Annotated in this window: 16 protein-coding genes and 1 pseudogene; 9 read left to right on the forward strand and 8 right to left on the reverse strand. The window is 66.3% G+C overall.

Annotated features, from left to right (window positions below; all coding sequences use genetic code 11):
• Positions 1–4: 4 nt before the first annotated feature.
• Positions 5–844: an amino acid ABC transporter permease gene (locus AC1DVU_RS19120; RefSeq protein WP_476924038.1), complete on the reverse strand. Its 840-nt coding sequence runs from the start codon at positions 842–844 to the stop codon at positions 5–7.
• The gene (locus tag AC1DVU_RS19125) at positions 841–1713 is read right to left on the reverse strand and encodes an ABC transporter substrate-binding protein (protein ID WP_476924039.1); all 873 of its coding nucleotides are present in this window, start codon (positions 1711–1713) and stop codon (positions 841–843) included. Before AC1DVU_RS19125 ends, AC1DVU_RS19120 begins: the two co-directional genes overlap by 4 nt.
• Before the next feature lie 230 nt (positions 1714–1943).
• On the opposite strand from AC1DVU_RS19125, the gene AC1DVU_RS19130 reads away from it, so the two are divergent.
• From AC1DVU_RS19130 to AC1DVU_RS19145, 4 genes are all read left to right on the forward strand, one after another.
• Positions 1944–2333 (forward strand): peptidase inhibitor family I36 protein, encoded by a 390-nt coding sequence (locus AC1DVU_RS19130; protein WP_476924040.1) that lies wholly within the window; start codon positions 1944–1946, stop codon positions 2331–2333.
• A gap of 31 nt (positions 2334–2364) precedes the next feature.
• The gene (locus tag AC1DVU_RS19135) at positions 2365–2898 is read left to right on the forward strand and encodes an RNA polymerase sigma factor (protein ID WP_476924041.1); all 534 of its coding nucleotides are present in this window, start codon (positions 2365–2367) and stop codon (positions 2896–2898) included.
• Positions 2898–3998, forward strand: a complete 1101-nt coding sequence (locus AC1DVU_RS19140; protein ID WP_476924042.1) for a CU044_5270 family protein — start codon at positions 2898–2900, stop codon at positions 3996–3998. Before AC1DVU_RS19135 ends, AC1DVU_RS19140 begins: the two co-directional genes overlap by 1 nt.
• A gap of 89 nt (positions 3999–4087) precedes the next feature.
• Positions 4088–4651 carry a hypothetical protein gene (locus AC1DVU_RS19145; protein ID WP_476924043.1) on the forward strand — a complete coding sequence of 188 codons (564 nt, stop codon included), beginning with the start codon at positions 4088–4090 and terminating at the stop codon, positions 4649–4651.
• Here the strand turns inward: AC1DVU_RS19145 and AC1DVU_RS19150 are convergent.
• On the reverse strand, positions 4584–5606 hold the full coding sequence (locus tag AC1DVU_RS19150) for a hypothetical protein (RefSeq protein ID WP_476924044.1): 1023 nt from the start codon (positions 5604–5606) through the stop codon (positions 4584–4586). The genes AC1DVU_RS19145 and AC1DVU_RS19150 overlap by 68 nt on opposite strands.
• 35 nt (positions 5607–5641) lie before the next feature.
• On the opposite strand from AC1DVU_RS19150, the gene AC1DVU_RS19155 reads away from it, so the two are divergent.
• A complete protein-coding gene (locus tag AC1DVU_RS19155; protein ID WP_476924045.1) occupies positions 5642–6817 on the forward strand; it encodes a DUF4185 domain-containing protein in 1176 nt (391 codons plus the stop codon).
• Positions 6818–6841: 24 nt separating this feature from the next.
• On the opposite strand, the gene AC1DVU_RS19160 is transcribed toward AC1DVU_RS19155, so the two are convergent.
• From AC1DVU_RS19160 to AC1DVU_RS19180, 5 genes and pseudogenes are all read right to left on the reverse strand, one after another.
• Positions 6842–7357, reverse strand: a complete 516-nt coding sequence (locus AC1DVU_RS19160; protein WP_476924046.1) for a hypothetical protein — start codon at positions 7355–7357, stop codon at positions 6842–6844.
• Between the two features lie 2 nt (positions 7358–7359).
• Entirely contained in the window at positions 7360–9822 is a 2463-nt protein-coding gene (locus AC1DVU_RS19165; RefSeq protein ID WP_476924047.1) for a molybdopterin oxidoreductase family protein, read from the reverse strand.
• Between the two features lie 363 nt (positions 9823–10185).
• Complete coding sequence (locus AC1DVU_RS19170; protein WP_476924048.1) at positions 10186–10614, reverse strand: hypothetical protein; 429 nt, start codon at positions 10612–10614, stop codon at positions 10186–10188.
• Positions 10615–10767: 153 nt separating this feature from the next.
• A complete protein-coding gene (locus AC1DVU_RS19175; RefSeq protein WP_476924084.1) occupies positions 10768–10905 on the reverse strand; it encodes a hypothetical protein in 138 nt (45 codons plus the stop codon).
• A 12-nt stretch (positions 10906–10917) separates the two neighbouring features.
• A pseudogene (locus AC1DVU_RS19180) lies at positions 10918–11253 on the reverse strand (MarR family transcriptional regulator); the annotation flags it as partial.
• A 63-nt stretch (positions 11254–11316) separates the two neighbouring features.
• Here AC1DVU_RS19180 and AC1DVU_RS19185 point away from each other — a divergent pair.
• The 4 genes from AC1DVU_RS19185 to AC1DVU_RS19200 all read left to right on the forward strand — a co-directional run bounded on the left by AC1DVU_RS19185 (position 11317) and on the right by AC1DVU_RS19200 (position 14336).
• Positions 11317–11607 (forward strand): DUF3040 domain-containing protein, encoded by a 291-nt coding sequence (locus AC1DVU_RS19185; RefSeq protein ID WP_476924049.1) that lies wholly within the window; start codon positions 11317–11319, stop codon positions 11605–11607.
• Complete coding sequence (locus AC1DVU_RS19190) at positions 11604–12506, forward strand: universal stress protein (RefSeq protein WP_476924050.1); 903 nt, start codon at positions 11604–11606, stop codon at positions 12504–12506. Before AC1DVU_RS19185 ends, AC1DVU_RS19190 begins: the two co-directional genes overlap by 4 nt.
• Positions 12507–12550: 44 nt before the next feature.
• Positions 12551–12976 (forward strand): hypothetical protein, encoded by a 426-nt coding sequence (locus AC1DVU_RS19195; protein WP_476924051.1) that lies wholly within the window; start codon positions 12551–12553, stop codon positions 12974–12976.
• A 97-nt stretch (positions 12977–13073) separates the two neighbouring features.
• Entirely contained in the window at positions 13074–14336 is a 1263-nt protein-coding gene (locus tag AC1DVU_RS19200; RefSeq protein ID WP_476924052.1) for a PucR family transcriptional regulator, read from the forward strand.
• The last annotated feature ends 863 nt before the right edge of the window (positions 14337–15199 follow it).

Consider the following 15199-nt stretch of genomic DNA (forward strand, 5'->3'; position numbering starts at 1 on the left):
CTCCTCATGTGATCAGTCCGTTCTCGCGGCGCAAGGAGCGCACGGTGAGGTAGTCGGTGAACCGCGCCAGGGGGATCGTGGCGGCGATGAAGAACAGGGCGGCCACGACGTACGGCGTGAAGACGAAGTCCTTCCCCGAGATGACCTGCGCGGCTCGCAGCGACTCGACGAGCCCGATCGTCGACAGCAGCGCGGTGTCCTTCTGCAGCGAGACGAAGTCGTTGAGCAGCGGCGGAGCGACACGGCGCAGCGCCTGCGGCAGGACGACGTGACGCATCGTCTGGCCGTACGTCATGCCGAGCGCGCGGCCGCTGGCCCACTGGGTCGGGTGGATCGACAGGATGCCGGCGCGGATGACCTCTGCGACGTACGCGCCATAACTCAGCGTCAGCGCGATGACGCCGAGCCAGAACAGGCTCGTCGGCATGCCGGTGAGGTTGAGCGCCGGGAGGCCGAAGCCGACCAGCAGCACGATCAACAGCGTCGGGGTGCCGCGGAAGACGTCGGCATAGAGCACCGCCAGCAGCTTGATCGGCGCGAGCGCCGGCGCCGGGATGACCCGGATGATCGCCACGATGACGCCCACCACCAGCACGAGCACCTCGACGACCATGAACAGCCGGATGTTGAGCCAGAACGACCGGGCGACCTCGGGGAACGCGGCCTTCGCGTCGGGCCACCAGAAGTACGTGCGGTGGACCCGGTCCCAGCCCGGCGAGCTGCCGACGACATACGCCAACAGCCCGATCACGACGATCGTCGACACCGCCGCCACCGCGCCCCGGGTCAGGGTGCGGCGACGGCGGTAGCGGTCGCGTTCGAGCTGGCGCTCGCTCTGGGTCACTTCAGCTCGGGGACGTCGGTCGCCTGGTTGAGCCACTCGTTCTTGAGCTTCTCGAGCGTCCCGTCCTTGGCCAGGGCGTCGACCGCTGCACTGGCGCACGGGGTCAGCTTGCTGCCCTTGGACAGCAACAGGCCGAACTGCTCCTGCTTGCCCTTCGCGGGCTGGAACTGGCCGACGATCGTGCCGCCGTCGATCTCCGCCGCGGTGAGGTAGTAGGCCGTCGGCAGGTCCGCGACGATCGCATCGACCTGCTTGTTCTGCAGCGCCTGCGCGGCCTTCGACGTGTCGTCGTAGACGAATGGCTTGGCGGCCGGCTTGACCTGCTCGATGATCGCGTCGAGCGAGGTCGTGGCGATCTGGGCGCCGAGCTTGGCGTCCTTGAGGTCGGCGAGGCTCGTCGCGCCGGCGTACTTCGAGCCCTTGAGGGTGATGATCGCCTGGGCTGCGGAGTAGTAGGGAGTCGAGAAGTCGACGGCCTTGGCGCGGGAGCTCGAGATCGAGAACTGGTTGATGTCGACGTCGAAGGCCTTCTTGCCGGGCTGGATCGCCTGGTTGAAGCCGGCCTTGACCCACGTGACGTCGCTCTTGGCGAAGCCGAGCTTGTCGGCCACGGCGTAGGCCACGGCGGACTCAAAGCCCTTGCCGTTGGACGGGTCGTTGTTGCTGAACCACGGGTCGTACGCCGGGTCGTCGGTCGCGATCGTGAACGTGCCGGCCTTGACCAGGGGGAGGTCGGCCGGCTTGCAGTCGGCGAGGGCGGACACAGCCTTGGTGTCGCTGCCTTCTGAGTCGGCGGGGGCACATGCGGCGGTCAGGGCGAGCGCGAGGGCGGCGAGAGCGGTGAGACCGCCCTTGGGGGTGAACTTCATGAGGAGAAGCGTAGGGGCGCGGCGAACGCCGACCGACCAGATCTCACGCCTCGACGATGTGGCACTGGTCGCATCGTCGCGCCCCGACACCACGTGTTCGGTCGGCCCCCGAGCCGGCCGAACACGCTTGAGCTCCCAAGTACCTCATCGCACAAGGAGGCAGAAATTCACACGCGTCAGGATCTTTTCCTGCGTGGGTGATTTCCTGAGCCCGCCCGCGATGAACCGGCATGAACAGCATCAGATCGGTGGAGCCCCGAAGGCTCATCAGAGCATCACTCATCGCACTGATCGCGTTTGCCGGCTCGCTCGCGCCGGCAAGCGGTGATCAGGCCTCGACGATGTCCCTCAGCCAATGCCCCAGCGGGTACATGTGCGTGTGGACCGGCACCAGCTACAGCGGAACCATGCAGAAGTTCGCCGGCAGTGGCTACAAGACGATCAACTTCGCCAGGATCAACTCGGCCTACAACCGTCGATCAGACCGTACGTTCATCCACGAGCAGTCGGATGGCAGCGGCGTGTATGCGTGCTTCAACCCCGGCGACAGGAACTCCAACCTGTCGGGCTGGGTCGAGTATGCCGAGGCGGTGTATCTGTCGACCGCCACGTACTGCTGATATCGAGCGCCTCACCACGTAATCTCAAAACGTGGGAGAGGACGAGTTCAGAGAGCTCTACGCGCGACTCGGCGCGCAGATCTTCTCCTATGCCGCGCTCCGGCTCTCCCCCGAGCAGGCGAAAGACGTCGTCAACAGCACGTTCGAAGTGGTGTGGAACAAGCGACATGACGTTCCCACGGAGCCGTCGGAATGGCCGGCGTGGATCTTCGGGATCGCCAAGAATCACATACGTCAGGAGATGCAGCGCGTGCGCCGAAAGCATCACGACAACCGCTTCATCGACGAGTACTCGACGCAGCTGGACGCCTCCGATGCGCCTGACATCGCCGACCTGGTCGCGCAGTCGGATGCCGGACGCCGCATCTGGCGCCAGCTGACGCCCGCCGAGCACCACCTGCTCAACATCGCCTTCGTGCGCGACCTGGACAAGCAGCAAGCCGCCGCACTGCTCGGCATCAGCATCACCGCCTACACGACGCGCGTCAGTCGACTGCGCCAGCGGATCGCGACGTTGGACAGCGCCGAGGGCGAGCTCGCGGGCGCCGAAGGAGGTGGACGCTGATGGCTCCGAACAGCAGCGATCTGGATCGCGACGACGTCGAGCTCCTCCGCCGGACGGCTTTGGCGGCGGGCCTGGATCCGCGGCTGGACCCCGACGACCTCGGCGTACGCCTCGACAGCGCTGACGAATTGCTGGCTCGGCTGCACACGCCACCTGCCGACGAGGTGCGCGCCAGGCGTACGCGGCGCTTCGGGATCCTGGCAGCTGCCTCGGTCGCGGCCACCGCCGCGCTGGTGCTGGGCGTCCTGCAGCCCTGGCACTCCTCCCCGGCAGCAGCGGACACGCCGCCCGTGCTCGACTACGAGTTCGCGAACGCGCAGAACATCGCCTACGCCCCGGGCAAGGATCCGACCTCCGCATTGCGTCAGCTGTCGACAGCGGCGCAGGCCTTCACTGAGGCGTCTGGCCAGGGCGACGTCCAGCACGTGGTCACTGACAGCTGGTTCGGGTCCATCGACGACGACAAGGGGGCGAACAACATCGCCCTCATCCCGACACTCAACGAGACCTGGCTGTCGCCCGACGGATCATTCCGCCTGATCGAACGCACGGGCAAGCCGCTGACCGCCGACGGGCGTGGCGTCGCCAAGCACGCGGTTGAAGGCCTGAAGGCCCGAGCTGATGAGTCGCAACCGGCCGACTCGGTCGATCCGACGTTGCTCACCTCCTTGCCCGAAGATCCAGCCCAGCTGCGGCCTGCTCTCCTCAAGGCGACGGATTGCGATCGCGACCCGGCCGGCAGCCGCCGCGCGCTGTGCCTGTTTGCGCGGATCGAGGAATACAACAGCACGTATGTCGTGCCCACTCGGGTCACCGCCGCGCTCTGGGACCTGATCGCGGCTCAAGGCGTGACGAGGCTCCTCGGCGAGGTCGAGGACCGCGCTGGCCGTCCCGGCATCGGGATCTCGCTGATTCCATCGGACCGGAACGAGTTCCGACAGGTCGTGATCGCGAGTCCGCAGACCGGCCAGGTTCTCGGGTTCGAGGAGATCCTGATCAAGACCGTCCCCGACCTCGACGTGAAGGCGCCGGCCATCACTCGCTTCACGGCGTTCCTCGCATCTGAGCGCGTGGACCAGGCCGGGCCCGCCACGCCCTGATGCCGCTCGGCAGAAAACTTGTCCCACCTGTGTGAATACCGGGCTCCAACTGTGATGGGCAGTCAGACGTCCTGACCAAGGAGCCCGCCGTGATCACGATCGCAACGCTTGCCGTGTCAGCCAACCGCTGTGGTGCGGTGTGGATCACCGGTCCGATGGGTCGCGGCAACCTGACCCACACCGCCGCCGTCGTGTTCGACGACGTCGACGAGGAGTACGCCCGGCTGCAGGAGGCGATCGCCGGCCGCTACCTCTACGCACCGACGCCCGAGGCCGCCGCGTACGCGCGCAGCCTCGGCGAGCACCCGGCGTCGATCCGCAACCTCAGCCAGCCGGCCCGCACGCTGCAGGAGGCGGTGTGGCACAGCCATCGGAACCAGGTCTGCAACGACCCGAGTGTCCAGCACCGTCAACCGAACATGCGACCGGTGCCGGGTGTCCCTGCCGTGCCGACCAGCCAGCTGGCACTGGTCACTGCTCCCATCGCCGCCAACTACGTCCTCGCCGTATGGCAGGCCTGGCTCGATGCGGAGGGTGAGCGCGCGAGTCGCTACCGGCCCGGCTCCGGCGACGTCGACGGCGAGTTCATCCGGATCCTCCCTGACGAGTTCGTCCTCGCCGAGCTGCCGGCTGGGATGCGGTTGTTCGGGTAGGCCCTGAGGCTCGTTCTCGTTCGCGGCGCGCCACCACCATGGTCAGCACCGAGAGCACGATCCACACCATGGCGATCAGCGGCGGCCGGCCGCCTGGCCCATCGAAGTACGCCTGACCGGTTCCCGCCTCCAGCGCCGCACCGTGCGGCAGCCAGGGCGTGATGGTCGCCCATGGCTCCGGCAGCAGCAACGGATGGGTCAGGCGTACGAGTGGTGCGGCGGCAAGCACGAACACGGTCGTCGCCACGCCGAGCCCGAGCACGCCGAAGACGCTCTCCAGTGCGAGGGTCGTCACCGATCCGACCAACACCGTGAGCGCAGCGATCGCCCACCAGGTGAAGAAGCCACCGTCATAGCGGACCGAGACTGCGACTGCGATCAGTCCTCCGAGGGCACCTGCGATCGCCGCGACGACCGCGATCCGGCGGGCTCCGAGTGCCCACGTCGGCGCGGTTGGACCCCGAAGCCAGGTCACGACCAGGGCGACGACGAACCCCAGGCCCGAGCAGAGCCCGGCGATCACGTACACACCGCGTCGCCCGGCATCGCCGTCCCGCGCCGGCACGAGGTCGCGCACCACGACATCACGCCCGAACGACTGCTCCATGCCCTCGACCCGTTCGCGGACCTCACGGTTGAGCTCGTCACCGTTGGCTCCGGCGAGGTAGAGCGTGTCCTGGTCGCGACGGAGGTCGACCACGACCACCGCGATGCTGTGACCTGCGCGAACGCTGCTCCGGCCCTCCTTCGCAGTGGCCAGCGCGTGCGCGTCGAATGAGTCGTCAGGGAGGGTGTCCGCGCGGTCCACCAGTGCCGTGGCGACGACCGGCGGTGCGACGATGCCGATCGGGGCGTGCCGCGGATGGTCGGACGGCCCGGCCAGCGCCAGCGAGATCAAGACGCCGAGCTGCAGCAAGCCAAGGGCGAGCACCGCAACGACCCGCCTCCGTCCCATGCCACCTGACACTAGCCATGTGAAACCGTGAGGCCATGATCCCCGGCCGGCTGCCCTGGCGCCTGCGCGTCGGGCTCGTGACGCTGCCTGCCGCCGTCGCGATGTTCGCGGCCGTGGCGATCGCTCCCGATGCCCGCGACAAGCCGACCCCGCCTGCCGAGCTCGCGGCCGAGACGCGATGCCTCCCGATCGACCCGATCACCTCGGTCGGGGATCTCAACCGGCTCGCGACCAAGGTCCGCGGCGGTTCGGAGTTCCAGGGCGCCGACGTCGGTGCCGACGTGAGCCTGCAGGACGGCCGCCGCCTCTGGGTCTTCGGCGACACGCTGCGAGCGCCGGCCTTCGACGGCCAGCGGTTCGTACGCAACTCGATGCTGGTCTTCCAGGAGCGCTGTGCCGACGTCGTCCTGCCTGCGGATCACGGCGCACTGATCCCTGACCGCGCGGACGGCGTCGGCTACTGGCCCATGTCGATCGCGAGGGTCCAGCGTACGGGCTACGACCTCGTCGGGATCGCAGCGCAACGTGTCCGCGGCAGCAATGCACCCGACGGCGAGCTCGCATTCGAGAACCTGGGGCCGGCGATCGCGCTGTTCATCGTGGCGCGTGGACAGACTCCGCAGCTGCTCGAGGTCACGGACATCGGCGTCGACCGGGGCGGCACCAAGCGGCCGACCTGGGGTGCCGCATCGGCGGTGAAGGACGGGTGGGTCTACCTCTACGGCACCGCCAACCCGCAGAAGAAGGGGGTCTTCGGCTACTCGCTGCAGGTCGCGCGCGTACGCCCCGACGACATCCTGACGACGTCGAAGTGGCGCTATTGGGACGGCTCCACCTGGCAGCGCTCCGCTGCCAAGGCCGCGATCCTCATCCCGGCCGAGGGCGGCGTGTCGCAGACCCTGAGCGTGTTCAAGCAGGGTGATCGTTGGTACGCCGTCAGCAAGCAGGACGAGTTCCTCGGCTCGCATCTGGTCATCTGGTCGGCGCCGAGCCCGACGGGACCTTTCACAGCGGGCCCCTCCGTCGCTGAGATCCCGTCTGATGCCTCGTCCGGCACCTTGCGCTACATGCCTCTGGCACACCCCGACCTGCTCCCGAAGAACGGCTCGGTCGTCGTCTCGTACAGCCAGAACAACACTGACCTCGGAAAGGTCGGCAGCAACCCGTTCCTCTACCGACCCCGGTTCCTCCGCGTCGACCTACCGAAGTAGCCTCTCGGTTCACCCTTCGCCGCTTCAGCCAGTGACCATGATCTGGGCAGAGGTCTCCTTGACCTTCGCGTTGGCCCAGCGCATCTGGCGGAGCGTCTCGGGATGGCACTCCTGAGCAAGGGAGAGCAGCGTGGTGTCCTTCATGGCCTGGGCGGTCTGGGCGAGCACCTCCCAGTCGAGGGAGACTCCTGCTGCGGTGCGGTGGACGTGGCGCAGATCCGCCAGGAGCAGAAGACCGGGTTCGTGAAAGCGTCCCACCAGCTCGGAACCCTTCTGCTCCATCCGTGCCAGCAACGCGGTTTCGTCCTCGGGCTCGGGGTCCAGGTCCAGGCCGTAGTCGCGTCCGACCTCGCTGAGGCGCCGGACGTGCTCCTGGGACCAGCGCGCGATGTCCCGGGCGACATAGAAGATCTCGTGGTCGACCTTCTGCTGGTCTGACAGGTTCAGGAGAGCACCGGCAAGATCGTTCTCGGCGCGATGCAGCTCCTCGATCGCCGCACCGACCTTGTTGCCGTGCAGGCTGCGAAGTGTCCGGCCCATGCTCATCGTGGTCCTCCCGCGTCTTGGAGCAGCTCATCCGCGATGGCCGATTCGACCCCTCGGGTGTCCGGGACGGATCCCGCGACGGGACGCGATCCGGTCGTCGTCGGTGCCGGCGCCGGCACGCCGTCACCCTTCGCAATGCAGACCGCAGCAGCTGCGGCGGTCTTGAAGATCGGCTGCTTCGACGCAGGATCCCAATCCGTCAGCGTCAGCTCGTTCGCCGCGCGTCCCGACTCCCCCGGCTCATGCCCGGCGTCGGTGTCCCAGTAGCCGTAGTGGAAGGGCAGGAACAACACACCATCGCGAATGCCGCTGACGCGAAGACGCGCGGTCACCTGGCCACGTGGACTCGAGATCCGGATCAGGTCGCCCTCGGCCCAGCCCTCCCGTTGTGCGTCGCCACTCGACGCTTCGACCCATACGTCGGGCGCCGCCGCCTGGAGCTCAGGCGCGCGGCCGGTCTTGGTGCGGGTGTGGAAGTGGTAGAGCGTACGGCCGGTGATGAGCTGGTACGGATAGTCGTCCGACGGTGGCTCGTGCAGGGGCAGGAACTCAGCCGCCTTGATGACCGCCTTGCCCGCAGGGTTCAGCGCCTTGTACTCCGTCGGCTCCACCGGCGCACCGGTGACCATGTCGCGGCCGTAGCTCTCGCAATAGTCCGGGCTGGACCAGAACGCGCCGTCGACGTAGATCCTTTCGGTGCCGTCGGGGTGCTCGTCGTTGCACGGCCACTGGATGCCGCTGCCGCCGCGGAGCTTGTCGTAGGTGATGCCGGTGTAGTCGCACGGTCGGCCTCGGCTGCACTCCTTCCAACCCTCGAACGCCTCCTCAGGCGTGCTCCACTTGACGAGCGGGGCACCGTCCTTGTCGCGGAGATCGAGCCGGCGGGCGTAGTCGACGAGGATGTCCAGGTCCGAGCGGGCCTCACCCGGAGGGTCGACCGCCTTCTCCGAGAGGTGGACGGTGCGGTCGACGTTGGTGAACGTCCCGGTCTTCTCTCCCCACGTCGCGGCGGGGAGCACGACATCGGCCAGCTGCGCCGTCTCGGTCAGGAAGATGTCCTGCACGACGAGGAACAACCGCTCCTGCGACAGGATGCTCCGCATCCGCGACAGCTCCGGCATCGACACCGCCGGATTGGTCGCGGTCACGTAGAGGAAGCGGATCGAGCCTCCCTCGACATAACGCATGATCTGCATCGCATGCGTGGGCGCGGAGTAGTGCGGGATGTCCATCGGGTTGACGTTCCAGACCTTGGCGAGGTCCTCGACGTGGGCATCATTCGACCAGTTGCGGAACGCCGGAAGGTCACCGTCGGCGCCGCACTCGCGGGTGTTCTGCGCGGTCGGCTGCCCGTTCATCTGCAACAGCCCGCAACCGGGCTTGCCGAGCATCCCCCGGAGGATGTGGATGTTGTTGACCTGGACGGCAGCCGCCGTCGCCTGGTGGGACTGGTAGAAGCCCTGCAGCACGGTGGACACCAGTCGTTGCGAGGTGCCGATCAGTCGAGCCGCCTCACGCAGGTCCGCAACCGGGACATCGCACACCTCGGCGGCCCGCTCCACGCTGTAGTCCGAAAGCATCTTCTGCAGCTCGGCGAAGCCAACCGCGTGCGCCTCGACGTACTCATGGTCGATCCAGTCGTGCTCGAGGAGCTCACTGAGCAGCGCGTTCATCAGCATCACGTTCGTGCCGGGCCGAGGCGCCAGGTGGATCGTGGCGTGGTTGGCCACCGGGGTCCGGCGAGGATCAACGCACACGATCTTCGGCGGATCAGGTCCCGCCAACCGGTCCAGGATCCGCGTCCACAACACGGTTTGGGTCTCGGCCATGTTGTGGCCGTAGAGACAGATCACGTCGGCGCGGTCGATGTCGGTGTATGAGCCGGGTTGGCCGTCCGATCCGAACGACTCCTTCAAGGCCTCCGCGGCGGTCGCGGTGCACAACCGGGTGTTGCCGTCGACATGGTTGGTGCCGATGCCGCCATGGGCGATGAGACCCAGCGTGTAGTACTCCTCGAGGAACAGCTGGCCGGTCGTGTAGAAGGCGATCGATGACGGTCCCCGCTCCTCCAGCAGTTCCTTCGTCCGGCTTGCCACGGCATCCATCGCCGTGTCCCAGTCCGTCTCGACCAGCTCACCGTCCCGCCGGATCAGCGGCCTGGTCAACCGGTCCGGGGAGTTGTTCGCCTGCCAGCCGTAGAGGTCCTTGGGACCCAGCCGTCCGTGATTGACCCGATCCTCGGCCCGACCACGCACCCCGACGATGCGGCCGTCCTTGACCGCGATGTCCATGGCGTCCCCGTTGGAGTGCAGGATCGAGGCCGACTGCGCCCAGCTGTCGACCGAGTCGATGTCGACGCCTTCGGCCAGGTGAGAGTCAACCCGGGTGGGCCACGACTCCCCTGGTCCGTACGGCGTCCGGGTCCCCCATGGCTTCGCGATCCTGTCGATGTGTCCCATTGCCCGACACCTTTCGTGCTTCGGACAGCTCCACTCGCTTGCCACCCCTGCACGTCAGCGCGACGGGCGAGGTGCGCTGGTTTCATCGATACCCGCACCGAGGATCGTTCATGCGCATCGCGCCGCATCCAAGGTCGGCGCAGACGCGTCGACGCGGGCTGAGCCGTCTGATTTGCAGGATGCCGCCATTAGCCCTCTGACCTGCAGTTACGCATCCGATTCGCTAGTTTGTCCGCGTATTGCCCGCGGATTTCACGACTCAACCGTTGACTCCCGGTGCTGCCCGGACACAACCCAAGGCCTGCGCGAACAGATGAGTGGTCAGATGCTGGCACTGCGATCGTCTTGTCGGATCACTCGCACTCAGGCAGCCACCAACAGCACGCCGCCAGCCGTTCCCAGCGCAACGACTTTCAGGGCTTCGACGCCGACGTACGTCCAATGTGCGTGCGACCTGGGGGCGTCGTGCCCAGCCAGAAAGGATTCAGTTCGCCGGCCCAGTGCAGGTCGCACCAGTAGGACTTGCATCACCAGGCACACGACAGCAGTGACCATGGCGCCAGAAGCGGGCAATGAGTTGGTGCCGTTGAGCATGGCCACAACAGCTACGACGGCCAAGAGCGCCTCCACACAGTTCAACGCCCGGAACACCAGTCGGCCAATGCCCAAGCCGATGGGGATCGTCACCCCCGGGGCGCGAAACTTCAGAGGGGTCTCGAGGAAGGAGATGGCTAGCACCATGCCAAACCACACAAGGCAAGCCGCAGCGGCAAAGGCGTCGGGCGTCTCCATGAGGTCCGTCTCCAGTTCTACACAGGTGCAATAACTCTATCGTACTACGATAAAGTCTATTGCTGGTGGGGGCGCCGAGTTCCTGTGGTGACGTCGCCGCCCCACTACCAATGCCCTAATCGACCGGGCCGGAGACCGCGCTCGCTCGGCCACTCACATGGACGCGTCGTCACCCTGACCCCATACGGGAAAGTCGAAGACTGTGCCCATGCGACTCAGCTCGTCGCGGTGCAAAGCGCTGAGCCGTCCGATGAGCTCGTCGCCGGCAGCGGTCAGAGTCACCCGCGCCACGCGGCCATCCGAGGGGTCAGATCCTCGAGTCACCAAGCCTTGGCCCTGAGCGCGGTTCACCAATTCGACGACGCTGTGGTGGCGGAGCTGCAAGCGTTCGGCCAGCTCGCGCACGGTCGCCCAGTCACGTCCTGGGAACCCCTTGATCGCCAGCATCAATTGGTACTGCTGTGACGTCACTCCGTGGGCGCGGACCGCTTCCTCGCTGAATCGCAGATAACGACGAATCGCGAACCTGAATCGCGCAAGCTCCTCAAAATCAGCCTTGGACAATGCCGCGGAGACGTCCTGCTCACCAGATCCCATATGACAAGCACACCACACGACCGTCCCCCATTCCTTTCCCATTTATATCGTGTTACGATATTTTTGTTGCCGGTTCTTCTTAGCGGCCGGCCGCTGGAGGTAGAGATGCTCAGCGAGTACGAGCAGGAGACGTTCAAGGCCATCGAGCGCGAGCTCAACCGCAGCGACGAGAGCCCATCCCGCCAGCCGGCGATCGCGTCGGCCGCCGAACCATGTTCGAGCACTGCGTGGTGGGGAATCGCAGCGATGTTCGCGACCGTGATGTGCCTCGGGGCCGGGTCCACGGGGGCTGCCGCCGCGTGTGGCACAGCCAGCTTCGTCGCGGTGGCACGCGAGCTAAGGTCCTGGCCGAGACCGAAATCAGGACGCTGCGACGACCGGTCGAGGCTGACATGAGCACCACCGACAGCCGGGCCGAAGTCGTCGTCGGAATAGATGGCTCCGAGGAGTCCTACACAGCGGCCATCTATGCGCTGCAGGAGGCAGAGTCACTGGGTTGCACCCTGCTGCTCGTCCACGCCTACAGCCCAGTCCAGAGCGACTACTGGACCGAGGGATCGCACATCGACCTGCGCCACGCGGGCCACCAGGTGCTGGACGAATTCGCCGACATGCTCCGGTGCGAAGCCACCCCCGCCACACAGATCGCCACCATGCTCTGCGCCGGAGACCCCGCCGGCACCCTTGTCCAGCTATCCCACAACTCGCCCTGCATCGTGGTCGGACGCCGCTCCGTCGGGTGGCTGCAACACGCCATCGTCTCCAGCGTCAGCGCCAGACTGTCAACCGTTGCCTGGTGCCCATCGGTCATTATTCCGGAAAGCTGCACTGACCTGGCCCCCCACGGACCCGTGGCTGTCCTGGTCGACTCGGTAACCGAATCACCAGCCTGCCTGGCCTACGCAGCCGCCACAGCGAAACGGCACGGGACCAGCGTTACCCTCACCCACGCCGCACCTCTGCGTCATCGCGAGTGGCCATCGGACCACGACATCTTGCTCGTCAGCGAAGCGGTCGAGCAGAGCCGGCGAGCTAATCCCGGGACCAACTTCACCACCGATGTCATTCGCGAACCGATCGCCGAGGCCGCGGCCGGCATCTCACAACGGTCATCCGCTCTCGTTCTCAGCCAAGCCGGTTCGCCCAACCTCCTCGGGTGGCGTCGCTCCCCCGTCCACGCGGTCCTCAAGAAGGCCCAGTGCCCGGTCATCACCGTGCCGTCGGCGAAGCGCGCAGCCCGGGCGGCGGCACCACCCTCGCCGGATCATCGTCTCCGCAGGTTCCTGCGCTGGTGAGGCTCCCCAGCCGCACCCAGTTCTCCTAGAAAGAGGTACATCACATGTCACTCACCGCCAACCGTTTACGCACGGACCCGGCCGAACAAGCCTTCGTCCTGCTGCGGACCGTATTCACAGTTGCGCCCATCGTCTTCGGGCTGGACAAGTTCACTAACTATTTGGTCGACTGGTCGACCTACTTGGCTCCATGGATCAACGACATCGTCCCCGGAAACGCTGACCAAGCCATGTATGCGGTCGGTGTCGTCGAGGTCGCGGCCGGTCTTCTGGTCGCCTCCCTCCCGCGCATCGGCGGCTACGTCGTCGCACTGTGGCTGGCCGGGATCATCGTCAACCTCCTGACCTTGCAGGACTACTACGACGTCGCCCTGCGGGACTTCGGTCTCTTGGTCGCAGCACTCGCACTGGCGCGACTGGCCAAGGCGCACCATGATCACGGCGCGGAGTCGACGCACTACCTGAAGTGACAAGCCCTACATCTGCGACTGTGGAGGTTGGTTGCCGGATGCTCGCACCGAGGGCTCTAATTGATGTGATCCAGACGGCCAGCGAACGGATGCAGGTATGGATGCGCCGAGCAACTCGAGGGATGAGTGGATCCGCTCCGCGAAGGCTCTTGATAGCCGGCAGCTGGAAGACTGGTTGACCCGGGTGGCAGCGGCGCTCCGCCGCGAAGGCGACGACTCGACGGAGGATCTCCTTGGGGACTACCTGCTCATGCTGGCCGATGCGGCCACATCCGGTGTTCGTCCGACCCGCGACCAGCTCGACGCCGTGCATGCGCTCGGGCGGCAAGCAGCTGAAATGGGTGTTTCTGCCGGACACGGAGTGAACCTCTATCTGTCCGCAGCTCGAGCGGTGTGGGAGGAAGTTCCCGCAGTGATCCGCGACCGCGATAACGCAGCGGTGCGTTCAGCGGCAGAGGCTGTCCTACAGGTGGTCGAGGATGCGGTCGCCACGTTCGCCGAGGGGCATGCAGCCAGAGGCCGCGAGATGATTCGGTACGAGGAGACCATCCGTCGCGAGCTGATCGACGACCTGCTCCGCGGGGACGCCCACCTGGGAGAACTCGCTGAACGTGCTCAGCCGTTCGGATTGGATCTCACACGATCCCACCAGGTTGCTCTGGCCGAGGCTGAGGGCCGGCTCTCCCCCGTTGGACCTCCCACCAACTCATTGGAGAGACATGTCCTGGAGCGCTTTGGCGACCGTGACGTGCTCGTCACCACAAAAGACCGATTCATCGTTGTCCTGGTGCCGGCCGACGACGCCGACAAAGCTCAGAGCACCGTGACCGGTGGGATCAACGGCCTGGGCAAGTTCATCCATTCGGAGTTGAGCCGCCTCCGGCGCGGGTCGCCGTGGCGGGTTGCCGTGGGTCGCGCACATCCTGGTGCCTACGGCATAGCTCGTTCCTATGAAGAAGCTCGGGATGGAATCACCACCGCGGCGCGGTTGCGGTTGGACAACCCGATCGTCGAGGCCAAGGACGTTCTGATCTACCGGGTGTTGTTCCGCGATCAGCCGGCGATCGTCGACCTGGTCCAATCGGTACTCAGTCCGCTCGGCGATTCGCGCGGAGGAGCCCGGCCCTTGCTTGACACGTTGGAGGCCTACTTCGACAGCGGATGCGTCGCCACGACGGCAGCGGTGCGCCTCCATCTGTCAGTGCGGGCGGTCACTTATCGGCTGGCTCGAGTCCACGCCCTCACCGCACATGATCCGACCGACCCAGCCCAACGCCTCACCCTGCAAGCGGCCGTCCTCGGCGCGAAGCTGCTCGCCTGGCCCGAACACGAACTGCCCTCTCAAACCGCAGCTCACTGACCGGCGGGATCGTCACTGCCAGTCGGGTTCCGAACCTGCCTTTCCCGTGACGTCCGGTGCAACGGCGATCGGTGACGTCTCCCCGGGTTGTGAGCCAGATCCAACGCGGCGGTCTCGGGATGGTGCGGGTCGAACGCCGGGCTCTCGGAGCGGATGCGCGGCAAACGCTCAACGAGATCTCCTCGATCGGTGCGTTCCTGCTCGGTGCCTCCACGCTGCCGTTCTACCCGAGGCTGTGGGTCACCAATTTGCCGGAGGGTCGCTCGCAGGAAATGACTGCAGCCCCCACTCTTCGACGATGTCCTGCGGAAACCAGTCAAAGACTTGGACCGACCGATCCGTTGGCTCCGCACTGCGGTCCGTCGGGACCTGTTGCGGTTCGGCGTTCCGCGGCCAGGAACAGACGTTGGGCTCGGTAGGCCCATCGCCCGAAACAACCGGCCCCGACGCGGGCACAGCGACGCTGACTGACCACATGATCGACTCCCTTGAACGACCCAGACGATGCGTCCCGGCTCACTTCAACCATGGGCCCTGCCAGTGCCCGCCGTCAGTGATCTGGGCTGGACAAGGTCGACTGGGTACGTTGCCGAGAACCGGCAAGGTGCGCCAGCTTGCTGATGGTCGGCAACGAGCGACCTGCGAGATTCGTCGTTGTTGGGCCTAGAAGGGCAATGAGTCACAGGCGCACAGTGGGTATCGAGGTGATCCGCAGCAGCATCGGATCAGTTCGTCCCAAACGGATGGAGCCGAGATGTCAGATCCACTCCTCCACACTGCGCCGAACGGGCACCAACGTGGATGACGTCAGCCGGTCGCTCCTGAGCGCACATGTCGTGCCCGTACGCGCGATCAAGCCCTCC

The sequence above is a fragment of the Aeromicrobium sp. P2_G6 genome, assembly GCF_056403535.1.